This window comes from Paraburkholderia sp. SECH4 (assembly GCF_030511745.1).
In the GTDB taxonomy this organism is placed as follows: domain Bacteria; phylum Pseudomonadota; class Gammaproteobacteria; order Burkholderiales; family Burkholderiaceae; genus Paraburkholderia; species Paraburkholderia madseniana.
The window spans coordinates 1-19,027 of record NZ_JALOCP010000051.1 but is presented as its reverse complement, the minus strand read 5'-3'; the positions used below and the strand labels follow the sequence as shown (position 1 = coordinate 19,027).

Annotated in this window: 16 protein-coding genes; 11 read left to right on the top strand and 5 right to left on the bottom strand. The window is 63.6% G+C overall.

The features are described from left to right. Window positions 1-178: 178 nt before the first annotated feature. From pdxY to glgC, 3 genes are all read right to left on the bottom strand, one after another. A complete protein-coding gene (gene pdxY, locus M0D67_RS37765) occupies window positions 179-1,048 on the bottom strand; it encodes a pyridoxal kinase PdxY (RefSeq protein ID WP_154565685.1) in 870 nt (289 codons plus the stop codon). A gap of 218 nt (window positions 1,049-1,266) precedes the next feature. Further along, window positions 1,267-2,727 carry a glycogen synthase GlgA gene (gene glgA, locus M0D67_RS37760; protein ID WP_266242384.1) on the bottom strand — a complete coding sequence of 487 codons (1,461 nt, stop codon included), beginning with the start codon at window positions 2,725-2,727 and terminating at the stop codon, window positions 1,267-1,269. Window positions 2,728-2,833: 106 nt separating this feature from the next. Continuing rightward, window positions 2,834-4,099, bottom strand: coding sequence for a glucose-1-phosphate adenylyltransferase (gene glgC, locus M0D67_RS37755; protein WP_154565687.1), 1,266 nt, complete (start codon window positions 4,097-4,099; stop codon window positions 2,834-2,836). Between the two features lie 462 nt (window positions 4,100-4,561). On the opposite strand from glgC, the gene M0D67_RS37750 reads away from it, so the two are divergent. Further along, on the top strand, window positions 4,562-5,716 hold the full coding sequence (locus M0D67_RS37750; RefSeq protein ID WP_171929241.1) for an alpha/beta fold hydrolase: 1,155 nt from the start codon (window positions 4,562-4,564) through the stop codon (window positions 5,714-5,716). A 115-nt stretch (window positions 5,717-5,831) separates the two neighbouring features. Here M0D67_RS37750 and M0D67_RS37745 read toward each other — a convergent pair whose 3' ends face one another. Beyond that, complete coding sequence (locus M0D67_RS37745) at window positions 5,832-6,827, bottom strand: LLM class flavin-dependent oxidoreductase (RefSeq protein ID WP_154565688.1); 996 nt, start codon at window positions 6,825-6,827, stop codon at window positions 5,832-5,834. 1,173 nt (window positions 6,828-8,000) lie between these two features. On the opposite strand from M0D67_RS37745, the gene M0D67_RS37740 reads away from it, so the two are divergent. The 5 genes from M0D67_RS37740 to M0D67_RS37720 all read left to right on the top strand — a co-directional run bounded on the left by M0D67_RS37740 (window position 8,001) and on the right by M0D67_RS37720 (window position 13,413). Further along, the gene (locus M0D67_RS37740) at window positions 8,001-9,080 is read left to right on the top strand and encodes an LLM class flavin-dependent oxidoreductase (RefSeq protein WP_171929606.1); all 1,080 of its coding nucleotides are present in this window, start codon (window positions 8,001-8,003) and stop codon (window positions 9,078-9,080) included. A 212-nt stretch (window positions 9,081-9,292) separates the two neighbouring features. Then, window positions 9,293-10,099 (top strand): class II aldolase/adducin family protein, encoded by an 807-nt coding sequence (locus tag M0D67_RS37735; protein ID WP_171929488.1) that lies wholly within the window; start codon window positions 9,293-9,295, stop codon window positions 10,097-10,099. 12 nt (window positions 10,100-10,111) lie between these two features. Beyond that, entirely contained in the window at window positions 10,112-11,173 is a 1,062-nt protein-coding gene (locus M0D67_RS37730) for an ABC transporter substrate-binding protein (protein ID WP_171929484.1), read from the top strand. Between the two features lie 33 nt (window positions 11,174-11,206). Then, window positions 11,207-11,815 carry a cysteine dioxygenase gene (locus M0D67_RS37725; protein ID WP_171929485.1) on the top strand — a complete coding sequence of 203 codons (609 nt, stop codon included), beginning with the start codon at window positions 11,207-11,209 and terminating at the stop codon, window positions 11,813-11,815. Beyond that, complete coding sequence (locus tag M0D67_RS37720) at window positions 11,812-13,413, top strand: rhodanese-related sulfurtransferase (RefSeq protein WP_171929486.1); 1,602 nt, start codon at window positions 11,812-11,814, stop codon at window positions 13,411-13,413. Before M0D67_RS37725 ends, M0D67_RS37720 begins: the two co-directional genes overlap by 4 nt. Window positions 13,414-13,432: 19 nt before the next feature. On the opposite strand, the gene M0D67_RS37715 is transcribed toward M0D67_RS37720, so the two are convergent. After that, the gene (locus M0D67_RS37715) at window positions 13,433-14,344 is read right to left on the bottom strand and encodes a LysR family transcriptional regulator (protein WP_154565698.1); all 912 of its coding nucleotides are present in this window, start codon (window positions 14,342-14,344) and stop codon (window positions 13,433-13,435) included. Window positions 14,345-14,541: 197 nt separating this feature from the next. Here M0D67_RS37715 and M0D67_RS37710 point away from each other — a divergent pair, with 197 nt between their 5' ends. The 5 genes from M0D67_RS37710 (at window position 14,542) to M0D67_RS37690 (ending at window position 18,907) form a co-directional block, all read left to right on the top strand. Next, window positions 14,542-15,528: an ABC transporter substrate-binding protein gene (locus tag M0D67_RS37710; RefSeq protein WP_154565692.1), complete on the top strand. Its 987-nt coding sequence runs from the start codon at window positions 14,542-14,544 to the stop codon at window positions 15,526-15,528. 22 nt (window positions 15,529-15,550) lie between these two features. Then, on the top strand, window positions 15,551-16,741 hold the full coding sequence (locus M0D67_RS37705; protein ID WP_154565693.1) for an acyl-CoA dehydrogenase family protein: 1,191 nt from the start codon (window positions 15,551-15,553) through the stop codon (window positions 16,739-16,741). 253 nt (window positions 16,742-16,994) lie between these two features. Continuing rightward, the gene (locus tag M0D67_RS37700) at window positions 16,995-17,255 is read left to right on the top strand and encodes a hypothetical protein (protein WP_154565694.1); all 261 of its coding nucleotides are present in this window, start codon (window positions 16,995-16,997) and stop codon (window positions 17,253-17,255) included. Between the two features lie 125 nt (window positions 17,256-17,380). Continuing rightward, a complete protein-coding gene (locus tag M0D67_RS37695) occupies window positions 17,381-17,932 on the top strand; it encodes a hypothetical protein (RefSeq protein ID WP_168435927.1) in 552 nt (183 codons plus the stop codon). Window positions 17,933-17,953: 21 nt separating this feature from the next. Next, complete coding sequence (locus tag M0D67_RS37690) at window positions 17,954-18,907, top strand: patatin-like phospholipase family protein (RefSeq protein WP_171929487.1); 954 nt, start codon at window positions 17,954-17,956, stop codon at window positions 18,905-18,907. Window positions 18,908-19,027 lie beyond the last annotated feature (120 nt).

The following is a 19,027-nucleotide window of genomic DNA, read 5'->3' as shown; positions in this document are numbered from 1 at the left end:
GCCCGGACGCCCGGACGCCCCAAAAAATGCGCTGTGGGCGGGCGATTGCCTCGCCCACGCGGCACGCATTATAGGGCGACCGGCTGACAAGCGCGGGTCGCGTGCCGGGTGTGGGCTCGGCTAGCAACTGATGCGGGGCGCACGGTTACGTGTTGAGCCGCGCCAAGGTGCCCCGCGCCTACGCCGTCTCCTCCGCCACCCAGGCATCGAACCATTCACGGGGCTGCGCGATTTCGTTCTGTGCGGCCACCAGTTCCAGTTCATAGCGCCCGGCCTGCCACGTCGCTTTGACCACCGCGTTCACCGCGGCCAGCGTGTGCTCGAAGGCGGCGCGGATCGAATCGCCCAGCAGCGTGCGCGCGACAAACACCGCGCTCGTCAGATCGCCGACGCCCACCGGCTGCCGCGCGAACGGGTAGAGCGGACGTTGCCCCATCCACGCTTCGCGCTCGGTGACGACCAGCATGTTGAAACGGTCGGCAGGGCTGTTGCGATCGAGTAGATGTTTGACCAGCATGAGCTTCGGCCCACGGGCGATGACCTCGCGGCACGCGGCCACCGCTTCTTCGAGCGTCTCGATCTCACGGCCCACGAGGCGTTGCAACTCGGTATGGTTCGGCGCCATGGCGTCAGCAACCGTCGGCATGGTGCGGACCAGAAATTCCTGGATGCCCGGCTCGACCTTGCAGCCGCTCGCGGCACCCATCACCGGATCGCAGAAGTACCACGCGCGCGGATTGGCGGCCTTCACGGCCTTGACGATCTCCAGCACCGCCTGCGCCTGCTCGGGTGTGCCCAGATAGCCGGACAGCACGGCGTCGCAGCGCGGCAGCATGCCGATCGCGCCGATCCCTTCGACGAGTTCTTCCATCTGCGATGCTTCGATCGCGCCGCCGGTCCAATGACCGTATTGCGTGTGGTTCGAAAACTGCACAGTATTGAGCGGCCAGACATTGACGCCGAGCCGCCGCATCGGGAATTCGGCCGCGCTATTGCCGGCGTGCCCGAAGACGACATGTGACTGGATGCTCAGAACGTTTTTCGTCATGGTGTGGCCCGCGCAAGATGTTTTGCGCGATCAATGAGAACGGACGGATAGCCGCGGTAACGAACCGGCTTTGACCGGGCGCCTGAAGCGGCGTGACTGTTTCAGATAGTGCAAGAAAAATGCGCGGTCTGCATAGTCAACTAACAATACATGAGTTTGTCACGCGCGAGTCGATCCGTCCCCGTGTTGTTGCGTCGAACCATCAAACGGGTGAGGGATCAGGCGAGTTCCCGATACAGCGCCAGATAGCGCTCGGCCGAGGCGCCCCAGCCGAAATCCTGATGCATCGCGCGACGTTGCGTGGCTTTCCACTCGGTGCGGCGGTCATAGAGCGCAAACGCGCGGCGGATCGCCGCCGCAAGGCCCTTCGGCTCGAATCGTTCGAATACAAAGCCCGTAGCGAGGTCGTCGGCGAGATTTTCGAGCGACGCGTCCACGACCGTGTCCGCGAGGCCGCCGACGCAATGCACGAGCGGCAGCGACCCGTAAGCCAGCGCATACAGTTGCGTGAGTCCGCAGGGCTCGAAGCGCGACGGCACCGCGATCACGTCGCTGCCCGCGACGATCGTATGCGCGAGTGTCTCGTCAAAACCCAGTTCGACTGCCACCGATTCCGGATGCGTATGCGCGACGCGTTTCAAACCATTTTCGAGCGCCGGGTCGCCGGTGCCGAACACCACTAGTTGGCCGCCGCGTTTGACAATTTCCGGCGCCGCCTCGAGCAGCAGGTCAAGGCCTTTCTGTTCGGTCAGCCGGCTCACCACGCCGAATAGCAAAGCGTCGCTTTTCTGCGCGAGGCCGAAGCGCTTTTGCAGCGCCTCCTTGCAGGCCAGTTTGCCGGCCAGACGGGTGGCTGTGTAGTGATCTTCGAGCAGTGCGTCGGTGGCGGGATTCCACACGGAATAGTCGACGCCGTTCAGGATGCCGCTCAGATCGTGCGAGCGATGACGCAGCAACCCGTCGAGCCCGCCGCCTTGGGCCAGTGTCTGGATTTCGCGGGCGTAGGTCGGGCTGACTGTGGTGATGCGGTCGCTGTAGTAGAGACCTGCCTTGAGAAACGACAACTGCCCATAGAATTCGACGCCGCGCATGTTGAAGAAGTCGTCCGGCAGCGCCAACTGGCCGAACTGATGCGCCGGAAAAACGCCCTGATACGCGAGGTTGTGCACCGTGAAGACGCTGCGCGCGAACGAGCGGCCGTGCTGCCGTTCAGCCGCCTTGAGGTAGGCGGGCGCGAGTCCGGCATGCCAGTCGTGCGCGTGGACGATCTGCGGCGCCCACGCCGGGTCGAGGTGCTGAGCCAGTTGGGCCGCGACCCAACCCAGCAGGGCGAAGCGTTGCGCATTGTCGCCGTACGGTACGTGTTCGTCGTTCAGATAGGGGTTGCCGGGCCGGTCGTACAGCGAGCCGGCGCGGATGACGTAGACGATCAGGCCGCTCGACGGCAGCGTGCCCTGTTCGAGCGTGACACCCGGCGAGTCGAAACGGCGGCCTAGCTGCGCCACCGGACGCAGGTCGGCCAAGCCGGCGACCACCGCCGGAAAGCCGGGCAGCAGCACCCGCACGTCAGCGCCGCGCTCGATCAGCGCGGGCGGCAACGCGCCCGCGACGTCGGCGAGACCGCCCGTTTTGAGGAGGGGATACAGCTCGCTTGCGACGTGCAGGGCGCGAATCGTCATAGGCTCGGTCTCGTTCCTGTTAGTGCGGGTTTGCGGCAGGTCCAATTGAGCGGCAGGACGGGCGGCAGGCTCCGCCAGCCCGTTCGCTTTGCCGCTCCGGCGCGGATCACGTCCCCTTCTGCTGCAGCGCCTCGGGTGTGACCAGCACGACACCGTCGTCAGTGCGATAGAAGCGTTCGGCGTCGGCCACGGGATCTTCGCCGATCACCGTGCCGTCCGGAATGGTGCAGCCACGGTCTATCACCACTTTCTGCAGCCGGCAGCTCGCGCCGACGGTGACCTGCGGCAACAAGACTGCCTCATTGATATTACAGAACGAACTCACTTTGACGTTCGACGACAACACCGAGCGCGAAATCTGCGAGCCGGAAATCACACAGCCGCCGCACACGATCAGATTGTTGCCGGTGCCTTGCAGGCCTTTCAGGTCGCGTACGAACTTGGCGGGCGGCAACTGTTCCTGATACGTCCAGATCGGCCAGTTGCGGTCGTACAGGTCGAGCGTCGGGATGGTGGAGGCAAGATCGAGGTTGGCTGCCCAGTAGGCGTCGATCGTGCCGACGTCGCGCCAGTACGGCTCCACGCTCGGGTCTGACGACACGCACGACATGCTGAACGGATGCGCGATCGCCGTGCCTTGCGTGACGACGCGCGGCAGGATGTCCTTGCCGAAGTCGTGATCGGTGTCGACGCTCGAGATGTTCTCTTCGAGCAGCGAATACAGGTAATCGGCGCTGAACACGTAGATGCCCATGCTGGCGAGCGCCGAATCCGGACGGCCCGGCATGGCGGGCGGATCGGCGGGTTTTTCGACGAAGCCGGTCACGCGGCGGTTTTCGTCGACGGCCATCACGCCGAAGGCCACGGCGTCCATGCGCGGCACCTCGATGCAGCCGACCGTGCAATCCGCGCCGCTTTCCGCGTGATCCGCGATCATGCGCGTGTAATCCATCTTGTAGATGTGGTCGCCCGCCAGCACCACCACGTATTTCGGCCGGATCGAGCGGATGATGTCGAGATTCTGGAACACGGCGTCCGCGGTGCCGCGGTACCAGTGGGCGCCTTCCACCCGCTGCTGGGCTGGCCAGAGGTCGATGAATTCGCCGAATTCACCACGCAGGAAGCCCCAGCCGCGCTGCAGGTGGCGCAGTAGCGAGTGCGCCTTGTATTGCGTGACCACCGCGATGCGGCGGATGCCGGAGTTCAGGCAATTGGAGAGCGCGAAGTCGATGATCCGGTATTTGCCGCCGAAGTGCACCGCTGGTTTGACGCGCTTGTTCGTGAGCGGCCCGAGCCGCGTGCCCCGTCCGCCCGCGAGGACGATGGCGAGGGTGGTGCGTTGCAGATCGTTCAGCCGTGCCGGAGTTTCCATGTCTGTCTCCTTTGTCGACAGGAGTTAGCGCTTTCACGCTTACTCCGGTCCCATGCAAGATAGTTGCTGATTAGTATGCCCCGGGTGGTCTTGTTCTCTCGCTCTGCGTTATTGATTCGTGCTGCCAGGCGGCTTTCGTCTTCGCGGGCCCGTCTGCTAGTTCTAGCACTGATTTGCCGCGGGCGAATAGTCTGAATTGTGCGGATGCAAGTCGCGCGGCCGCCTTGCGAACGATCAACCCTTGCGCAGGACGCATCCGTGCGCGAGGACACATAGGGCGCAAGGCGAGCCGCGGCAATATGCGTGCCACACCGGCCGGCGCCGCCCTGAGCCTGCGCGCGCGGCAGCAGAGTCCCGCGGCGCGTCGTAGAATCGTCCGCTCCGAACGGGGTGCGGGCGTTGCTTTCCAGCGCCCGCAGCCTACATGCTTCACGCCGATTTCCCTTTGCAAGAAAACGATCGATGAATTTTCGCCGCGAGTCTTTGTTCGCCATCTTGAGCGCCTGCGCGCTAGTCGCTGCGCCTGGAGCTTTCGCTGCCACGCCGGCCAGTGGGGCCGTTGCGGGGAGTGCGGCCAGTTCGGGGCGTTCGGGTGGTTCGGGTGGCTCTCTCACCCAGCCCGGTTCCGCGGCTACCAGCGCCACTCCGGCTGCGGCTGTCGATAACAGCGGTCCGGCGTACGGCCCCGAGTTGCAGGGCTTCAACTATCCGGCACCGGTCGAGCAATACGACTTCACCTCGCAAGGCGTGGCGCTGCACATGGCGTACATGGATATCACGCCGGACCATGCGAACGGCCGCACGGCCGTATTGCTGCACGGCAAGAACTTTTGTGCGGCGACGTGGGACGCGACCATTCATCGTCTGAGCGACGCCGGCTACCGGGTGATCGCGCCGGATCAGATCGGTTTTTGTAAATCGAGCAAGCCCGAGCACTACCAGTACAGTTTTCAGCAACTGGCGCGCAATACGCATGCGCTGCTCGAATCGCTTGGCGTGACTGACGCGACCGTGATCGGCCATTCGACCGGCGGCATGCTCGCGATCCGCTATGCGCTGATGTATCCACATGAAACGCAGCAACTGGTGTTGGTCAATCCGATCGGGCTAGAGGACTGGAAGGCGAAGGGCGTGCCTTCGCTATCGGTCGACCAATGGTACGAGCGCGAACTGAAGACGACTGCGGACGGCATTCGCCGTTACGAGCAGACGACCTATTACGCCGGCCAGTGGCGCGCCGACTATGAGCCGTGGGTACAGATGCTGGCGGGGATGTACCGGGGCCCCGGCAAACAGATCGTGGCGTGGAATTCCGCGTTGCTGTACGACATGATTTACACGCAACCGGTGGTGTACGAACTGGGCCATCTGAGCATGCCGACGCTGCTGCTGATTGGTCAGAAGGACACGACCGCGATTGGCAAGGATGCGGCGCCGCCTGAGGTGCGCGCGAAGATCGGCCACTACCCCGAACTGGGCAAGGCCGCTGCGAAGGCGATTCCGCACGCTACGCTCGTCGAATTCGCCGACTTGGGGCACGCGCCGCAGATGCAGGACCCGCAGGCGTTTCATAAGGCGCTGCTCGATGGCCTGGCGGCGGTGCCGGCAAATCGGTGAGCATTGCGGCTGGGCAACCTGATGTTCGTGTACTCAGGGCAGCCAGCCAATCGACGAAAAAAGAAGGGCGGCCTGTGCTGATACACGCCGCCCTTTTTTATTACTGCCTGCGTTGTTACTTGCCGGCGCCTAACTCTTCACGCACTTGCGCGCCGATCTCAAACGAGCGCAGCCGTGCTTTGTGATCGTAGATTTGCGCGGTCAGCATCAATTCATCCGCACCGGTCTGATCGATGACCGACCGCAGTCCTTCGCGGACCGTATCGCGATCGCCGATCACGGAGCAGGCGAGCGAATGCGCGACGCCGTTCAACTCCATCTCGGACGCTTCGATCCGTTCGACCGGCGGCTGCAACTGACCGGGCGTGCCGCGCCGCAGGTTGACGAACTGCTGCTGCAGCGAGGAGAACAGACGTCGCGCTTCCTCGTTGCTATCGGCGGCGAACAGATTGACGCCGACCATGGCGTACGGTTTATCGAGCGTCGCCGACGGACGGAATTGCTCGCGATAGACCTTCAGCGCGGTGAACATGTGATCGGGTGCGAAGTGCGACGCGAACGCGAACGGCAGACCGAGTGCCGCAGCCAGTTGCGCGCTGTACAGCGACGAGCCGAGCAGCCAGAGCGGCACATGAAGGCCTGCGCCGGGGACTGCGCGAATACGCTGACCCGGCACGGGGTCGGCGAAATAGCGTTGCAACTCGACGACGTCGTCGGGAAACGACTCTGCGCTATTTTGCAGATCGCGGCGCAGCGCGCGGGCGGTGCTTTGATCGGTACCGGGTGCGCGGCCGAGGCCCAGGTCGATGCGATCCGGATAGAGCGACGCGAGGGTACCGAACTGTTCCGCGATGACGAGCGGAGCGTGGTTGGGCAGCATGACGCCGCCGGAGCCGACGCGGATTTTCTTCGTCCCACCGGCGACGTGGCCGATCACGACAGCGGTGGCTGCGCTGGCGATACCGGTCATGTTGTGGTGTTCTGCGAGCCAGAAGCGGCGGTAGTTCCAGTTTTCCGCGTGCTGGGCGAGATCCAATGTGTTTTTGAACGCGTCCGCGGGGGTGGCACCTGCGATGACCGGCGATAGGTCGAGGACCGAGAAGGGGATCATTTTCTGTTCATGTGATGTTTCGGGCGCTTTCGCGCGATGGGGCATTGTGGCAAAGGTTTTGGTTTTCTGCTGATCGTCCTGGGATGTCCACGTTCGTGGAAGGGGGTTATCGGTTTGTTGCCTCCGGCGGGGGTTGTTTGTCTGTGTTCTTAGGGCTTTGGCCTTTCCTTGAATTGTTAGTGGTCTATTGGCGTTGCCCCTGTGCGGGGCGGCACCTACTTCTCTTTGCCGGCTGCAAAGAGAAGTAGGCAAGAGAAAGCAGCTCAAACCGCTACTGCTAAGTGGGGCCCGTGGTCTGCTGCGGGTAGTGGTGCATCTGGAATCTGTGTTCGTGCCCCTGCATGCGCCAGTGACAAGGGCGTCATACTTCCGGCGGCGCTGCGCGCGCCGAAGAGCAGTTCAAAAACCGATCCCTGCGTTTTGACGCCCACGTCTCGCCACCGGACCGTGGCTCGTCATTGCATCGCCACCGCCACCGCCACCGCCACCGCCACCGCAGCCGTGACCGTGACCGTGACCGTGACGGTGACGGTGACGGTGACGGTGACGGTGATTGCGGGGCACCGACAAATCATTTGAGGTAGGGGTTCCCGGGTGAATGCAGAGGCGTGTCGCCGAGGCGAAGCCGACGGCCCTCACAGAGCTCAGCCGAAGCCCCTGGTTTCCCATGCAGACCCGTCCGCGACGCACGTAGTGCGGAGTGGGAGCTGATGAGTCCTTTGTCACTAACGCGGAATGTGAGAGAACACGGATTCCAGATGCACCACTACCCGCAGCAGACCACGGTGCTCACTTAGTAGTAGCGGTTTGAGCTGCTTTCTCTTGCCTACTTCTCTTTGCAGCCGGCAAAGAGAAGTAGGTGCCGCCCCGCACAGGGGCAACGCTAATAGACCACTAACAAAACAAGGAAAGGCCAAAGCCCTAAGAACACTGACAAAAGCGCCGAGCAGGCAAACAAGATCAAGAAAATCCCAAAGCACTAAGCACACACAAAAAAAATCCCGGCGTAGCCAAACCCCCCATCTTTACATGCAATCCCGATATAGATATGTCCGATCAATATTTAACATCCGCATGTAGCGCTGCTACCTTAATCCCCTCGAACAGAGCACCGCATCCAATCAAGAAAGCCACCGCCCCGCCGGGCAAAAAACCACCTTGGGAGACACCACCGTGTCCATCGAATTCATCGGCATGATCCAGACCCGCAAGGTGTCCGAGACCCACGCCCCGCAAGGGCCAATCATCGACATCGACTACGTGGAGCAATTCGCCCGCGCTCACGAAGCCGCGGGCTTCGACCGCATCCTCGTGCCGCATCATTCGACGAGTCCCGACGCGCTCCTCACCGTCGCCCACGCGGCCAGCGTCACGAGCAAAGTGCATTTCATGCTCGCCCATCGCCCGGGCTTCGTCTCGCCCACGCTCGCCGCGCGCCAACTGGCAACCCTCGATCACTATTCCGGCGGCCGTCTCGCCGTCCACATCATCTCCGGTGGCGATGACGCGGAACAACGCCGCGACGGGGACTACCTGTCGCATGACGAACGCTATGCCCGCACCGACGAATACCTGCACATCCTGCGCCGCATCTGGACCGAAGCGAAACCCTTCGATCACAGCGGTCAGTACTACCGCTTCGAACAAGGCTTCTCCGAAGTGAAGCCGGTGCAGCAACCCCATATCCCCGTGTACTTCGGCGGCGCATCCGCGCCCGCGCTCGAAATCGCCGGACGTCATGCCGATGTCTACGCGCTTTGGGGCGAATCGAAGGCGCAAGTGCGCGAACAGGTCACCCGCGTGCGTGCCGAAGCCGCTAAACACGGCCGTAACGTGCGCTTTTCCGTATCGTTCCGGCCCATCCTCGCGGCTACCGAAGCAGCCGCGTGGGAACGCGCGGAGCACATCCTCGAGGAAACCCGGCGGCTGCGCGCGGCGCAAGGACTCGGCGTCGGCGGCCCGGCGCAAAGCGAAGGCGCGCGGCGGCTGCTCGCGGCATCGGGTGAGTCGGATCGCGTCGATGAACGTCTGTGGACCGGCGTCGCCAAGGAAATCGGCGGACGCTCGAATTCGACCGCGCTGGTCGGCGCGCCGGAGCAGGTCGCCGAAACGCTGGCGGAGTATTACGCGCTCGGCGTGTCGACCTTCCTCGTGCGCGGCTTCGATCCGCTCGAAGACGCCGTCGACTATGGCCGCGAGCTGATTCCGGCCACTCGCGAACGGATCGCGCGCGTCGAACGCGTAGCCGCCTGAACGGAGCCACGATGACCGATCTGTCCGCCGCGTTGCAAAACACCCCCGAGCCGCAAAGTACTAACGCGTTGCAAGGCACCCCAGAGCCGCAAAGCACTAACGCGCCGCAAGACACCCCGGTGCCGCTAAGCACCAGCGCGTTGCAAGGCACCCCAGAGCCGCTAAGCAAGCACGCGCTGCAAGACGCTCCAGCTCGACAAAGTGCCCCCACGCTGCAAAACACCGCAGATACGCCTCCGCTCCAGCGTCACGCGCCGCTGCGCAAATTCTGGTTCGACGACGTCCCGCCGCGCGCCAGCATCGCGGCCGAACGTCGCTATCGGCAGGAACGGCTCGCCGTGGCGTTTCGCCTGTTCGCCCGCTATGGTTTCGATCAGGGTCTCGCCGGCCATATCACCGCGCGCGATCCGGAGTGGCCCGATCACTTCTGGGTCAATCCGTTCGGCAAGCACTTCAGCCGCATTCGCGTGTCCGATCTGCTGCTGGTGAATGCAGAAGGGGAGATCGTGGTCGGCGAGGGTCCGGTGAATCAGGCGGCCTTCGCGATTCACGCGGCGATTCACGAGGCGCGCCCCGATGTAATCGCCGCCGCGCACACGCATTCGCTCTACGGCAAGGCATGGTCGACGCTCGGCCGCACGCTCGATCCGTTGACGCAGGACTCGTGCGCGTTCTATCAGGACCACGCCTTGTTCGACGATTTCCGCGGCGTGGTGCTCGATACCGATGAAGGCGCGCGCATCGCCGCAGCGCTGGGTGAACGAAAGGCGGTGATCCTGAAGAATCACGGCATCCTGACGGCGGGTCCGAGCGTCGAAGCGGCGGCCTGGTGGTATATCGCGCTCGATAACGCCTGCCATGCGCAATTGCTCGCCGAAGCCGCCGGCACGCCAAAAGCCATCCCGCACGACGTCGCCACGCTCACGCACGAGCAGGTCGGCCGCCCTGGCGGTGCGCTGTTTGCGTTCCAGAGCCTGCTGGAAGGGCTGGTTGAAGCCGAGCCTGACGTCCTTACCTGAGCACCCCATAAGATGACCCAACGTTTCGATTCGCCGGTTTCGCTCCGGCGCCGCCGGCTCGTGTCCGCGCTGTCAGCCGCGCTTTCAGCCTCATTTCTCGGCGCAGCAGGCACAGGTTTGATTTCGACAGCCGCCGCAGCAGCCACACCGGCAGCAAGCGAGAAAACCGATCCGCCTGTCGATCTCAGCAAAGTCCGTTTGCGCGTCGCAACCTACAAAGGCGGCGACGCGACGCTACTGAAAACCGCAGGCCTCGCCGATACGCCATACACCATCGACTGGTCCGAATTCCAGTCCGGCAACGCGATGGTCGAGGCGATGAACGGCGGCTCGCTCGATATCGCCTCCGGCAGCGAAATCCCGCCGATCTTCGCGCGGCTGCAGAACGCCCAGTTGCGCGTGATCGCCGTCTACAAGGACGACGTCAACAATCAGGTGGTGCTGGTCCCGAAGGGCTCGACGATCCGCTCGATCGCCGATCTGAAGGGCAAACGCGTCGGCTATCTGCGCGCCACCACGACGCACTACTACCTGCTGCGCATGCTCGAAGAGGCGGGGCTATCGTTCAGCGATATTCAGGCCACCTCGCTCGCGCCGCGCGACGGTTTCGCCGCTTTCAACGCCGGTTCGCTCGATGCCTGGGCGATCTACGGCTACAACGTGCCGCTTGCGATCTCTCAAGCTGGCGCGCGCGTGCTGAAAAACGCCAACGGCTATTTGTCCGGCAATTACCTGTACTACGGTCATCCGTCGGTACTCGCCGATCCGCAACGGCGGGCCGCGTCCGCGGATCTGCTGGTGCGGCTGCAACGCGCCTGCACGTGGTTCGGACAGCATCAGGACGCCTACGCGAAGGTATTGTCAGCGGAGTTGCGGGTGCCCGAGGAGGCGATCCGTTCCTTGTATCGCAACCAGAGCCAGGCGCGCCGCGTGGCCGGCGTCACGGCGGCGGACATTGCCAGCGAGCAGCAGGTTGCCGACACGTTCGCGCGCGCCGCGGTCATCGACCGGCATGTCGACGTCGCACCGTTATGGACCGACACCTTCAACGCCGCGCTCGCCCGCGGTGCGTGACAAATTCAAGTCAACCTACATTCTGAACATTCGATGACTCAAGCCTTGAGACCGGACCGGCTGCGCGCGTTTGTTGGCCGGATTGCGTCGCTCGTCGACGAACGCGCGCCCGAGGTGCATCTGCTCGAAGCCGGCGGCGCCGCGCTGCGCGAACTGATCGCCCACGACGACTGGTTGCCCGACGCCTTCGCGCAGCCCGATCCCGAGCGCTATCAACAATTCCTGCTGCACGCGGATTCGCAGCAGCGTTTTTCAATCGTAAGTTTTGTATGGGGACCGGGCCAGTCGACGCCGGTTCATGACCACACCGTATGGGGTTTGATCGGTGTGTTGCGTGGTGCGGAAATTGCTCAGGGATATCGCATCACGCCAGACGGCGCGCTGGAAGAAAAGGGGGCGGCAAAGCGCCTCGATGCCGGCGCGGTGGATGCCGTGTCGCCGCGCATTGGCGATATCCATCGTGTCAGTAATGCTTTTGACGATCGTACGTCGATCAGCATTCACGTGTACGGTGGAAATATTGGCGCGGTGACGCGTTCCGTCTATCCGGCCGGCGGAGGCCGAAAAACCTTTAGCTCCGGCTACTCGAACGATGTGTTGCCGAATATCTGGAATGTTTCGAAGGAGTCCCTGATCTCATGAGTTTCGCTACAGAATTCCGTACCCGATCATTCAAAGACGTGCGCCGCGCACTGCTCGAGCGCGAGGAAATCGCGCTCGTCGACGTGCGTGAGGAGGATCCGCACGCACGCAGTCATCCGCTGTTCGCGGCCAACCTGCCGCTCTCGCGGCTCGAACTGGAAGCGCCGGTGCGCTTGCCGCGCCGCGACGTGCCGGTCGTCGTGTTCGACGATGGCGACGGGCTTGCCGAACGCGCCGCACGCCGCTTGAACGAGCTGGGCTATACCGATGTCGCGCTGCTCGATGGCGGTTTGCAAGGCTGGCGTGAGGCGGGCGGCGAGCTGTTCCAGGACGTCAATGTACCGAGCAAGGCGTTCGGCGAACTGGTCGAAAGCGAACGCCATACGCCGTCGCTCGGCGCGCCGCAAGTGCTCGCGCTGCTCGATCATGAAGCCGATGTGGTGGTGCTCGACGCACGCCGTTTCGACGAATACCAGACCATGAATATTCCCGGCAGCATCAGCGTGCCGGGCGCGGAACTGGTGCTGCGTGCGCGGCAGCTCGCGCCGAATCCCGCCACGCGGATCATCGTCAATTGCGCGGGGCGCACGCGCAGCATCATCGGTGCGCAGTCGTTGATCAATGCGGGCGTGCCGAATCCGGTCGCGGCGCTTCGCAATGGCACCATCGGCTGGACGCTTGCCGGTCAGGCGCTCGCGCATGGCAGCTCGCGTCGCTTCGAGCCGATTGTCGACGACACGCTTCGCCTCGCCGCCGCTGATTCCGCGCGCGCGGTGGCGGATCGCGCCAGGGTAGGCCGCACTTCGCGTGACGAAGCGCGTCGCTGGGCCGATGAAGCGGTGCGCACCGTTTATCGTTTCGACGTACGTACGCCGGAAGAATACGAAGCGGGCCACGTGCCCGGTTTTCGCAATGCGCCGGGCGGTCAGCTCGTGCAGGAGACCGACATGTTTGCGCCGGTGCGCGGCGCGCGCGTGATCCTCGCCGATAACGACGGCGTGCGCGCGAACATGACCGCGTCGTGGCTCGCGCAGATGAACGTCGAGGTGTATGTGGTGGACGGCCTGGGCAACGCGGACTTCAGCGAAAAGGGCGCCGCGCCCGCCGCGCGCTTTGCGCCCACGCCGCCTGCTGCCGATGAGATCACACCGGCCGGACTGGTGACGCTGCTGCAATCACCGGGCACCGTCGTGCTGGATTTCACGACCAGCGCGAACTATGTGAAGCGCCATATTCCGGGCGCATGGTTCGCGATTCGTGGGCAACTCGACGAAGCGTTGCGCAAGCTGCCGGATGCGCAGCGTTATGTGGTGACCTGCGGCAGCAGTCTGCTTGCGCGCTTTGCCGCGCCTGAGTTGGCGGCACTGACGGGCAAGCCGGTGCAGGTGCTGGCCGGCGGCACGAACGCGTGGATCGAAGCGGGCTTTGCCGTGGAGAGCGGTGAGACGCGGCTGGCGTCTCCGCGCATCGATCGGTATCGTCGTCCGTATGAGGGAACCGACAACGCGCGCGAAGCGATGAACGCCTATCTGGAGTGGGAGTACGGCCTCGTTGCTCAGCTTGGGCGCGATGGTACACACGGTTTTCGCGTGATCTGATGGGCAAGCGGCGCGTGGCTCAAGCCGCGCGCTGCGCTCGCGCTTCCTTGAATTGCCGCTCGATCGCCGCGCCGAAGCGCTCGACCGGCTGTTGCAATTTACCCAGCACGCGCGGATGCACGAGCCAGATGTCGATGAGTGGCTTGAAGTCGCTGATCGACACGATATCGAGTGCGTCCGCGTGAGCGCTGGCGTGCAGCAGCGGTAAGGGCACGAGGCCGAGACCGTTGCCGTCGGCGACCAGTTGCAATTGCAGTTCGGTGCCGAGCGTTTCCAGATTGAGCTTGAGCGCGAGTCCGAGACCTGTCAGCGTGCGTTGCAGGCCATCGCGAAAGCCGCATCCATCCGGATTCAACACCCACCCGATCGACTGGCATTCCGCCAGCGCGTGCGTGCGTTTTTTCAACATGCCTTTCTGCGCGACCACGGCCAGTTTGATGCGGCCAAGCGAGCGCGCCAACAAGATCTCGTCGAAGGTCTTGTTGCTCGGCAGCAGGATTGCGGCGGCGTCGAGTTCGCCCTGTTCGACGCGTTGCAGAAGCTGGCTGCCCCAACCGGTCGACGCACGCGCCTGCAGATCCGGATAAGCCGACTTGAGGCCGCGCATCGCATCGGTCAGCGCGATATCGGCAATTGTCTGAGCGACGCCGAGGCGCAGCGTGCCCACGGGCGGCGTGTCGGTGGCGACGATCTCGCGCAGCACGTCGAGTTCACGCTGGATCACGCGGCATTGTTCGTAGACGATGCGGCCCGTTGCCGTCGCCTTGAGCGGACGTGTATTGCGGTCGAGCAATTCGACGCCGAGCGCCTCTTCGAAATTCTGCAGACGGCGCGTGATCGCCGGCTGCGTGAGGCCGAGTGAGAGCGCCGCCTGTTGCAATGACTGACAGCGAATGACGGTGACGTAGGCGTCGATTTCGTCGATCTTCATGATGAGCGGTGACTTGATGAGTGCGCAGCGAGGCGCAAGATTCGTGCGTTCGATGATACCCGTATCGATGTGCGCGCACGCCTCACCGGGCAAGAAAATTCGCATATTTGCTTAGCAGAATAATGCGTTTGTCTTATACAGATGCGTGCCTTATCGTCGATAGCACATTATCTGAATGCCTCGACGTAATCGCCGCCATGACGACTTCTAGTTCTTCGTTCTCCGCTTCATCCGTCTTGCAACGCGCGTTGCTCAAACCACTCGGCGCGGCGGTGCTCGCACTGTGCGCGACGCTTTGCGCAACGCAGTCTTATGCAGCGGATCTACCCGTGCTCAAAGTCGGCGACCAGTCCTTGCAAACACGCGGCATTCTCGAAGCATCCGGACAACTCAAAGACCTGCCGTACAAGATCGAGTGGTTCAACTTTCCTGCCGCGCAACCGCTTGGCGAAGCGCTGAACGCCGGCGCGGTGGATGTCGGCGGACTGGGCGATGCGCCGCTCGTGTTCGCGCTCGCAGCCGGCGCGCGGGTACGTGCGGTCGCAGCGACTCGGTCGAATCCGCTGGATCTGGCGATCGTCGTCGGCGCGCAATCGCCGTTGAACGATGCAGCGAGCCTGAAGGGTAAACGTATCGCCACGACGCGTGGCTCGATCGGCCACTATCTCGCACTCGCCGCATTGAAGAAGGCCAATGTGCCGGTCAGCGACGTCACGTTCGTGTTCCTCGCACCCGCCGATGCGAAGGCGGCGCTGGCGTCGGGCAGTGTCGACGCATGGTCGGTGTGGGACCCGTACACGGCACTCGGCGAAGCGCGCGATCACGATCGCATCATCGCCAACGGCGTGGGCCTGTCCGAAGGGCTTAGCTATCAGGTTGCGACCGAACGTGCGATCGCGGACAAGCGCGCGCAACTCGCCGACTTCCTGCGACGCGTGGCGATCGGCCAGCGTTGGGCGCTTTCGCATCCCGATGAAGTGGCGGCGATGCAATCAAAAGTCACCGGTCTGCCGACCGATGTGCTGAAAACCGTCTATCAGCGCGGCCAGGTGCATCCGGTTGCGATCGACGACAGCGTCGTCAGCGCGCAGCAGCGCACTGCCGATACCTACGAAGCCGCCAACGTGATCCGTGCGCATCTCGACGTGCGGACGAGCTTCGATCGCAGCTTCCCGCTGCCTTGATGCGGCCTGCCGGAGTCCTCGCATGAATGCCCCGATTGCCGATAGCGCGGTGACACGCCGTCATCCACCGCTCGATAGCGCTGCGTTCGACGCACTGCTCGGGCGGCTCACGAGCGAGTTCGCTGCCGGTGCGGCTCACTACGACCGCACGGCCGAATTTCCTCACGCCAACCTGGCGCGCCTGCACGAATTCGATCTGCTCTCGCTGACGGTGCCCGCATTGCTTGGCGGCGCGGGTGCGAGCTTGCCGCAGGCCTTGAAGGTGGTGCGCGCAGTGGCGCGCGGCGAGCCGTCCACGGCACTGGTGCTGGTGATGCAATACCTGTTTCATCATCGCTTGCAGGGCAACCCGCATTGGCCTGTCGAACTGCGTGAACGTGTGGCGCGTGAAGCGGTACGCGATGGCGCATTGATCAACTCGCTGCGCGTCGAACCCGAGCTGGGCACGCCGGCACGCGGCGGCTTGCCGTCGACGCTTGCGAGGCGCAGTGCCGATGGCTGGATCATCGACGGCAGCAAGCTGTACTCGACCGGCAGCCCCGGCCTCACCTGGCTTGCGGTATGGGCGCGCAGCGACGAGACGCCGCCGCGCGTCGGCGTGTGGCTGGTACATCGGGACACCCCGGGCGTGCGAGTCGGCAGCGAGTGGAATCATCTTGGCATGCGCGCCACGGGCAGTCACGAGCTCGTGTTCGACAACGTGTTCGTACCGGCCGCTCATGCGGTTGACGTCCATCCGCCCGGCGAGCCGGGTGCGGGACTCGATGCACTCGGCTTCGCCTGGATGAGCGTGCTGTTGTCGGCGGTGTACGACGGCGTCGCACGGGCGGCGCGCGACTGGTTCGCGCAATGGGCCGCTGAACGCACACCTGGCAATCTCGGCGCGCCGCTCGCGAGCCTGCCCGCGTTTCAGCAGACGCTCGGCCGCATCGACGCGCTGCTGTTCAGCAATCGCGTGCTGCTCGACGCAAGCGTGCATGCTGAACGCGTGACACTCAACGAAGCGCCGCTCGTCAAATACATGGTGGCGAATCAGGCCATCGAGGCGGTGCAACTGGCCGTCGAGGCGAGCGGCAATCCCGGTCTGAGTCGTGACAATGCGCTCGAGCGCCACTATCGCGATGTGCTGTGCGCGCGGATTCATACGCCGCAGAACGACTCGGTGCTGCAGGGGGCAGGGCGTGCGGGTTTTGCCGCGTTTGTCCGCGCGTAGGGAGAACTGCGCGACCGCCACGCAAACCGGGTGCAGCGCCTGCGCAGCACACTGCAAATCCTCTGCCGATTCGGTGTAAACGCGCTCTCGTTTAAATCGGCCAATCCGTTTAGATTAGCTGCACTTGGAAGGCTTATCGAGGGACCAGGGCGGCCAAACAAGCAGCGGTCCGCCATTCCGGCGACGGCGCAAGGTCAGAGGTCAAGGTCTCTCACCGCTTCGCCCGGGACCGGACCGCTGCGCGTCGTCCGTGATGCTGCGTTTCAAGCGGCTGTTCAGCCGCTGTCTGTTTTCCGGTTTGACCATCGACCGACTTGGCGACGCTTTGCACAGCGTCGCCTTTTTGCTTGTGGCGACGGCTTTCTCGGGTTCACTGCGGATTTTCCGCCCTCTTGCCGCGCCTGTTGCGGCGCGATGTGCGACGTCTTCGCTGGTGGTTTTTCCTGTGGCTTTCCCCGGTTTTTTTCGCAACCTCGTCGCGCAATCGCATTCCACCGCAAACCACGCTGCATGACGACGGCCCACAGCCGCCTTGTTGCCTTCGCTCGCGGTTTTTTCCGCACGCGGTTATCCTGTAGTACGCGCTACACAAAAGGATGCGGGCGAATTGCCGCTTCGTGTCCGTACAGGAAACTCGCTGTGAGCCTCAAACTGCTTACTATCGCCATGCTGGCCGCGTGCGTTGCACTGACCGGTTGCGACGACCAACAGAGCGACCGCGCCGTGCAAAAACTCAAGGAATTCTTCAACGCCGTCAAGCCGGACGCGTTGCTACTCAAGAATATGACGCCGGGCATTACCACCGAAGCGCAGATCCGCGATCAGATGGGCAAGCCGGAAACCGAGCGCACGTTTACCGACGGATCCAAGCGTTTCGAATATCCGCGTGGCCCGCAGGGGCTCAACACGTACATGGTCGACATCGACCGTGACGGCAAATTGCAATCCATCACGCAGGTGCTGACCGCCGACAACTTCGGGAAGGTTCGCATCGGCATGACTGAAGACGAAGTGCGCCGCCTGCTCGGCAAGCCAGGCCAGACCGCCGTGTTTCCGCTCAAACCGGAAACCGTGTGGAGCTGGAAGTGGCGCGAGGGCGGCGTGACCGAAGAAGGCATTTTCAACGTGCACTTCGACCAATATCAGAAGGTGTACACGACATCGCGCTCGGACGTGATACGCGGGCGCTAGCCGATAAAAGGCGGGGAACACATGATAAATCGACGTCGATACAGCCGGATCGGGCTGGTGTTGGGGGGCGGTGCAGCACGTGGCTGGGCGCATATCGGTGCGATCCGCGCGTTGCACGACGCGGGCATCAAGCCGGATGTGGTGTGCGGCACGTCGATCGGTGCGCTGGTGGGTGCCGTGTATGCCAACGGCGATCTCGACTGGCTCGAAGAATGGGTTTCGAAGCTCACCTGGCAAACTGTGGTGAGGCTGCTCGATCTGCGTTTTTCGGGCGGCCTGCTGGGCGGGCGCAAGGTGATCCAGATATTCGCGGACAAATTCGCCGGCCGCTCGATCGCGCAATTGAACATGCCGTTTGCGGCGGTGGCCACCGAACTCGATTCGGGCCGCGAGAGCTGGTTGCAGGACGGCAGCGTGGTGGACGCGGTGCGCGCCTCGATTGCGATTCCGGGGATTTTCACGCCGGTGTTTCACAACGGCGTGTGGCTGGTGGACGGCGGTTTGAGCAACCCGGTGCCGGTCTCGGTGGCGCGCGGCATGCGGGCGGACTGCGTGATTGCGGTCGATCTGAACAACGATATTCTGAATGGCCGCGATTTCGGTGGTGCGGCGGTCGACACGCCGGCGCTCGATCCGGATGCGCCGCCGCCGGTCGCGCTGCGGCGTAATGGGAAGCCCTGGCCACGCTGGCTGGCACCCGCCGAAGGGCGCGCTTCCGATGACGTGCGCGTGGCGCCGGCGCCGAGTGCGCGCGTGCCGTCGATGCTGAGTTCGATCGCGCAGAGCATCGACATCATGCAGGTGCGGATTTCGCGGAGCCGGCTGGCGGGTGAGCCAGCGGATATTCTGATTCAGCCGCGGCTGGGCGGGATGGGGATTTTTGATTTTCACCGGGCGGGGCCGGCTATAGAAGAGGGGCGCGCGGCGGTTGAGTATATGTTGCCGGCGATTCGGGCTCGGCTGGGGATTGAATAATGGGTTTTTGCCTGCGTGGCGCTTTTTGTCAGTGTTCTTATGGCTTTGGCCTTTCCTTGAATTGCTAGTGGTCTATTAGTGTTGCCCCTGTGCGGGGCGGCACCTACTTCTCTTTGCCGG

Excerpts from the sequence above, each read along its gene's own strand:
- M0D67_RS37720 (WP_171929486.1), top strand. The coding sequence starts at position 11,812 with ATGAGTTTCGCTACAGAATTCCGTACCCGATCATTCAAAGACGTGCGC.
- M0D67_RS37750 (WP_171929241.1), top strand. The coding sequence starts at position 4,562 with ATGAATTTTCGCCGCGAGTCTTTGTTCGCCATCTTGAGCGCCTGCGCG.
- M0D67_RS37745 (WP_154565688.1), bottom strand. The coding sequence starts at position 6,827 with ATGATCCCCTTCTCGGTCCTCGACCTATCGCCGGTCATCGCAGGTGCC.
- pdxY (WP_154565685.1), bottom strand. The coding sequence starts at position 1,048 with ATGACGAAAAACGTTCTGAGCATCCAGTCACATGTCGTCTTCGGGCAC.
- M0D67_RS37700 (WP_154565694.1), top strand. The coding sequence starts at position 16,995 with ATGCTGCGTTTCAAGCGGCTGTTCAGCCGCTGTCTGTTTTCCGGTTTG.
- M0D67_RS37705 (WP_154565693.1), top strand. The coding sequence starts at position 15,551 with ATGAATGCCCCGATTGCCGATAGCGCGGTGACACGCCGTCATCCACCG.
- M0D67_RS37730 (WP_171929484.1), top strand. The coding sequence starts at position 10,112 with ATGACCCAACGTTTCGATTCGCCGGTTTCGCTCCGGCGCCGCCGGCTC.
- M0D67_RS37725 (WP_171929485.1), top strand. The coding sequence starts at position 11,207 with ATGACTCAAGCCTTGAGACCGGACCGGCTGCGCGCGTTTGTTGGCCGG.
- M0D67_RS37710 (WP_154565692.1), top strand. The coding sequence starts at position 14,542 with ATGACGACTTCTAGTTCTTCGTTCTCCGCTTCATCCGTCTTGCAACGC.
- glgA (WP_266242384.1), bottom strand. The coding sequence starts at position 2,727 with ATGACGATTCGCGCCCTGCACGTCGCAAGCGAGCTGTATCCCCTCCTC.
- M0D67_RS37715 (WP_154565698.1), bottom strand. The coding sequence starts at position 14,344 with ATGAAGATCGACGAAATCGACGCCTACGTCACCGTCATTCGCTGTCAG.
- M0D67_RS37690 (WP_171929487.1), top strand. The coding sequence starts at position 17,954 with ATGATAAATCGACGTCGATACAGCCGGATCGGGCTGGTGTTGGGGGGC.
- glgC (WP_154565687.1), bottom strand. The coding sequence starts at position 4,099 with ATGGAAACTCCGGCACGGCTGAACGATCTGCAACGCACCACCCTCGCC.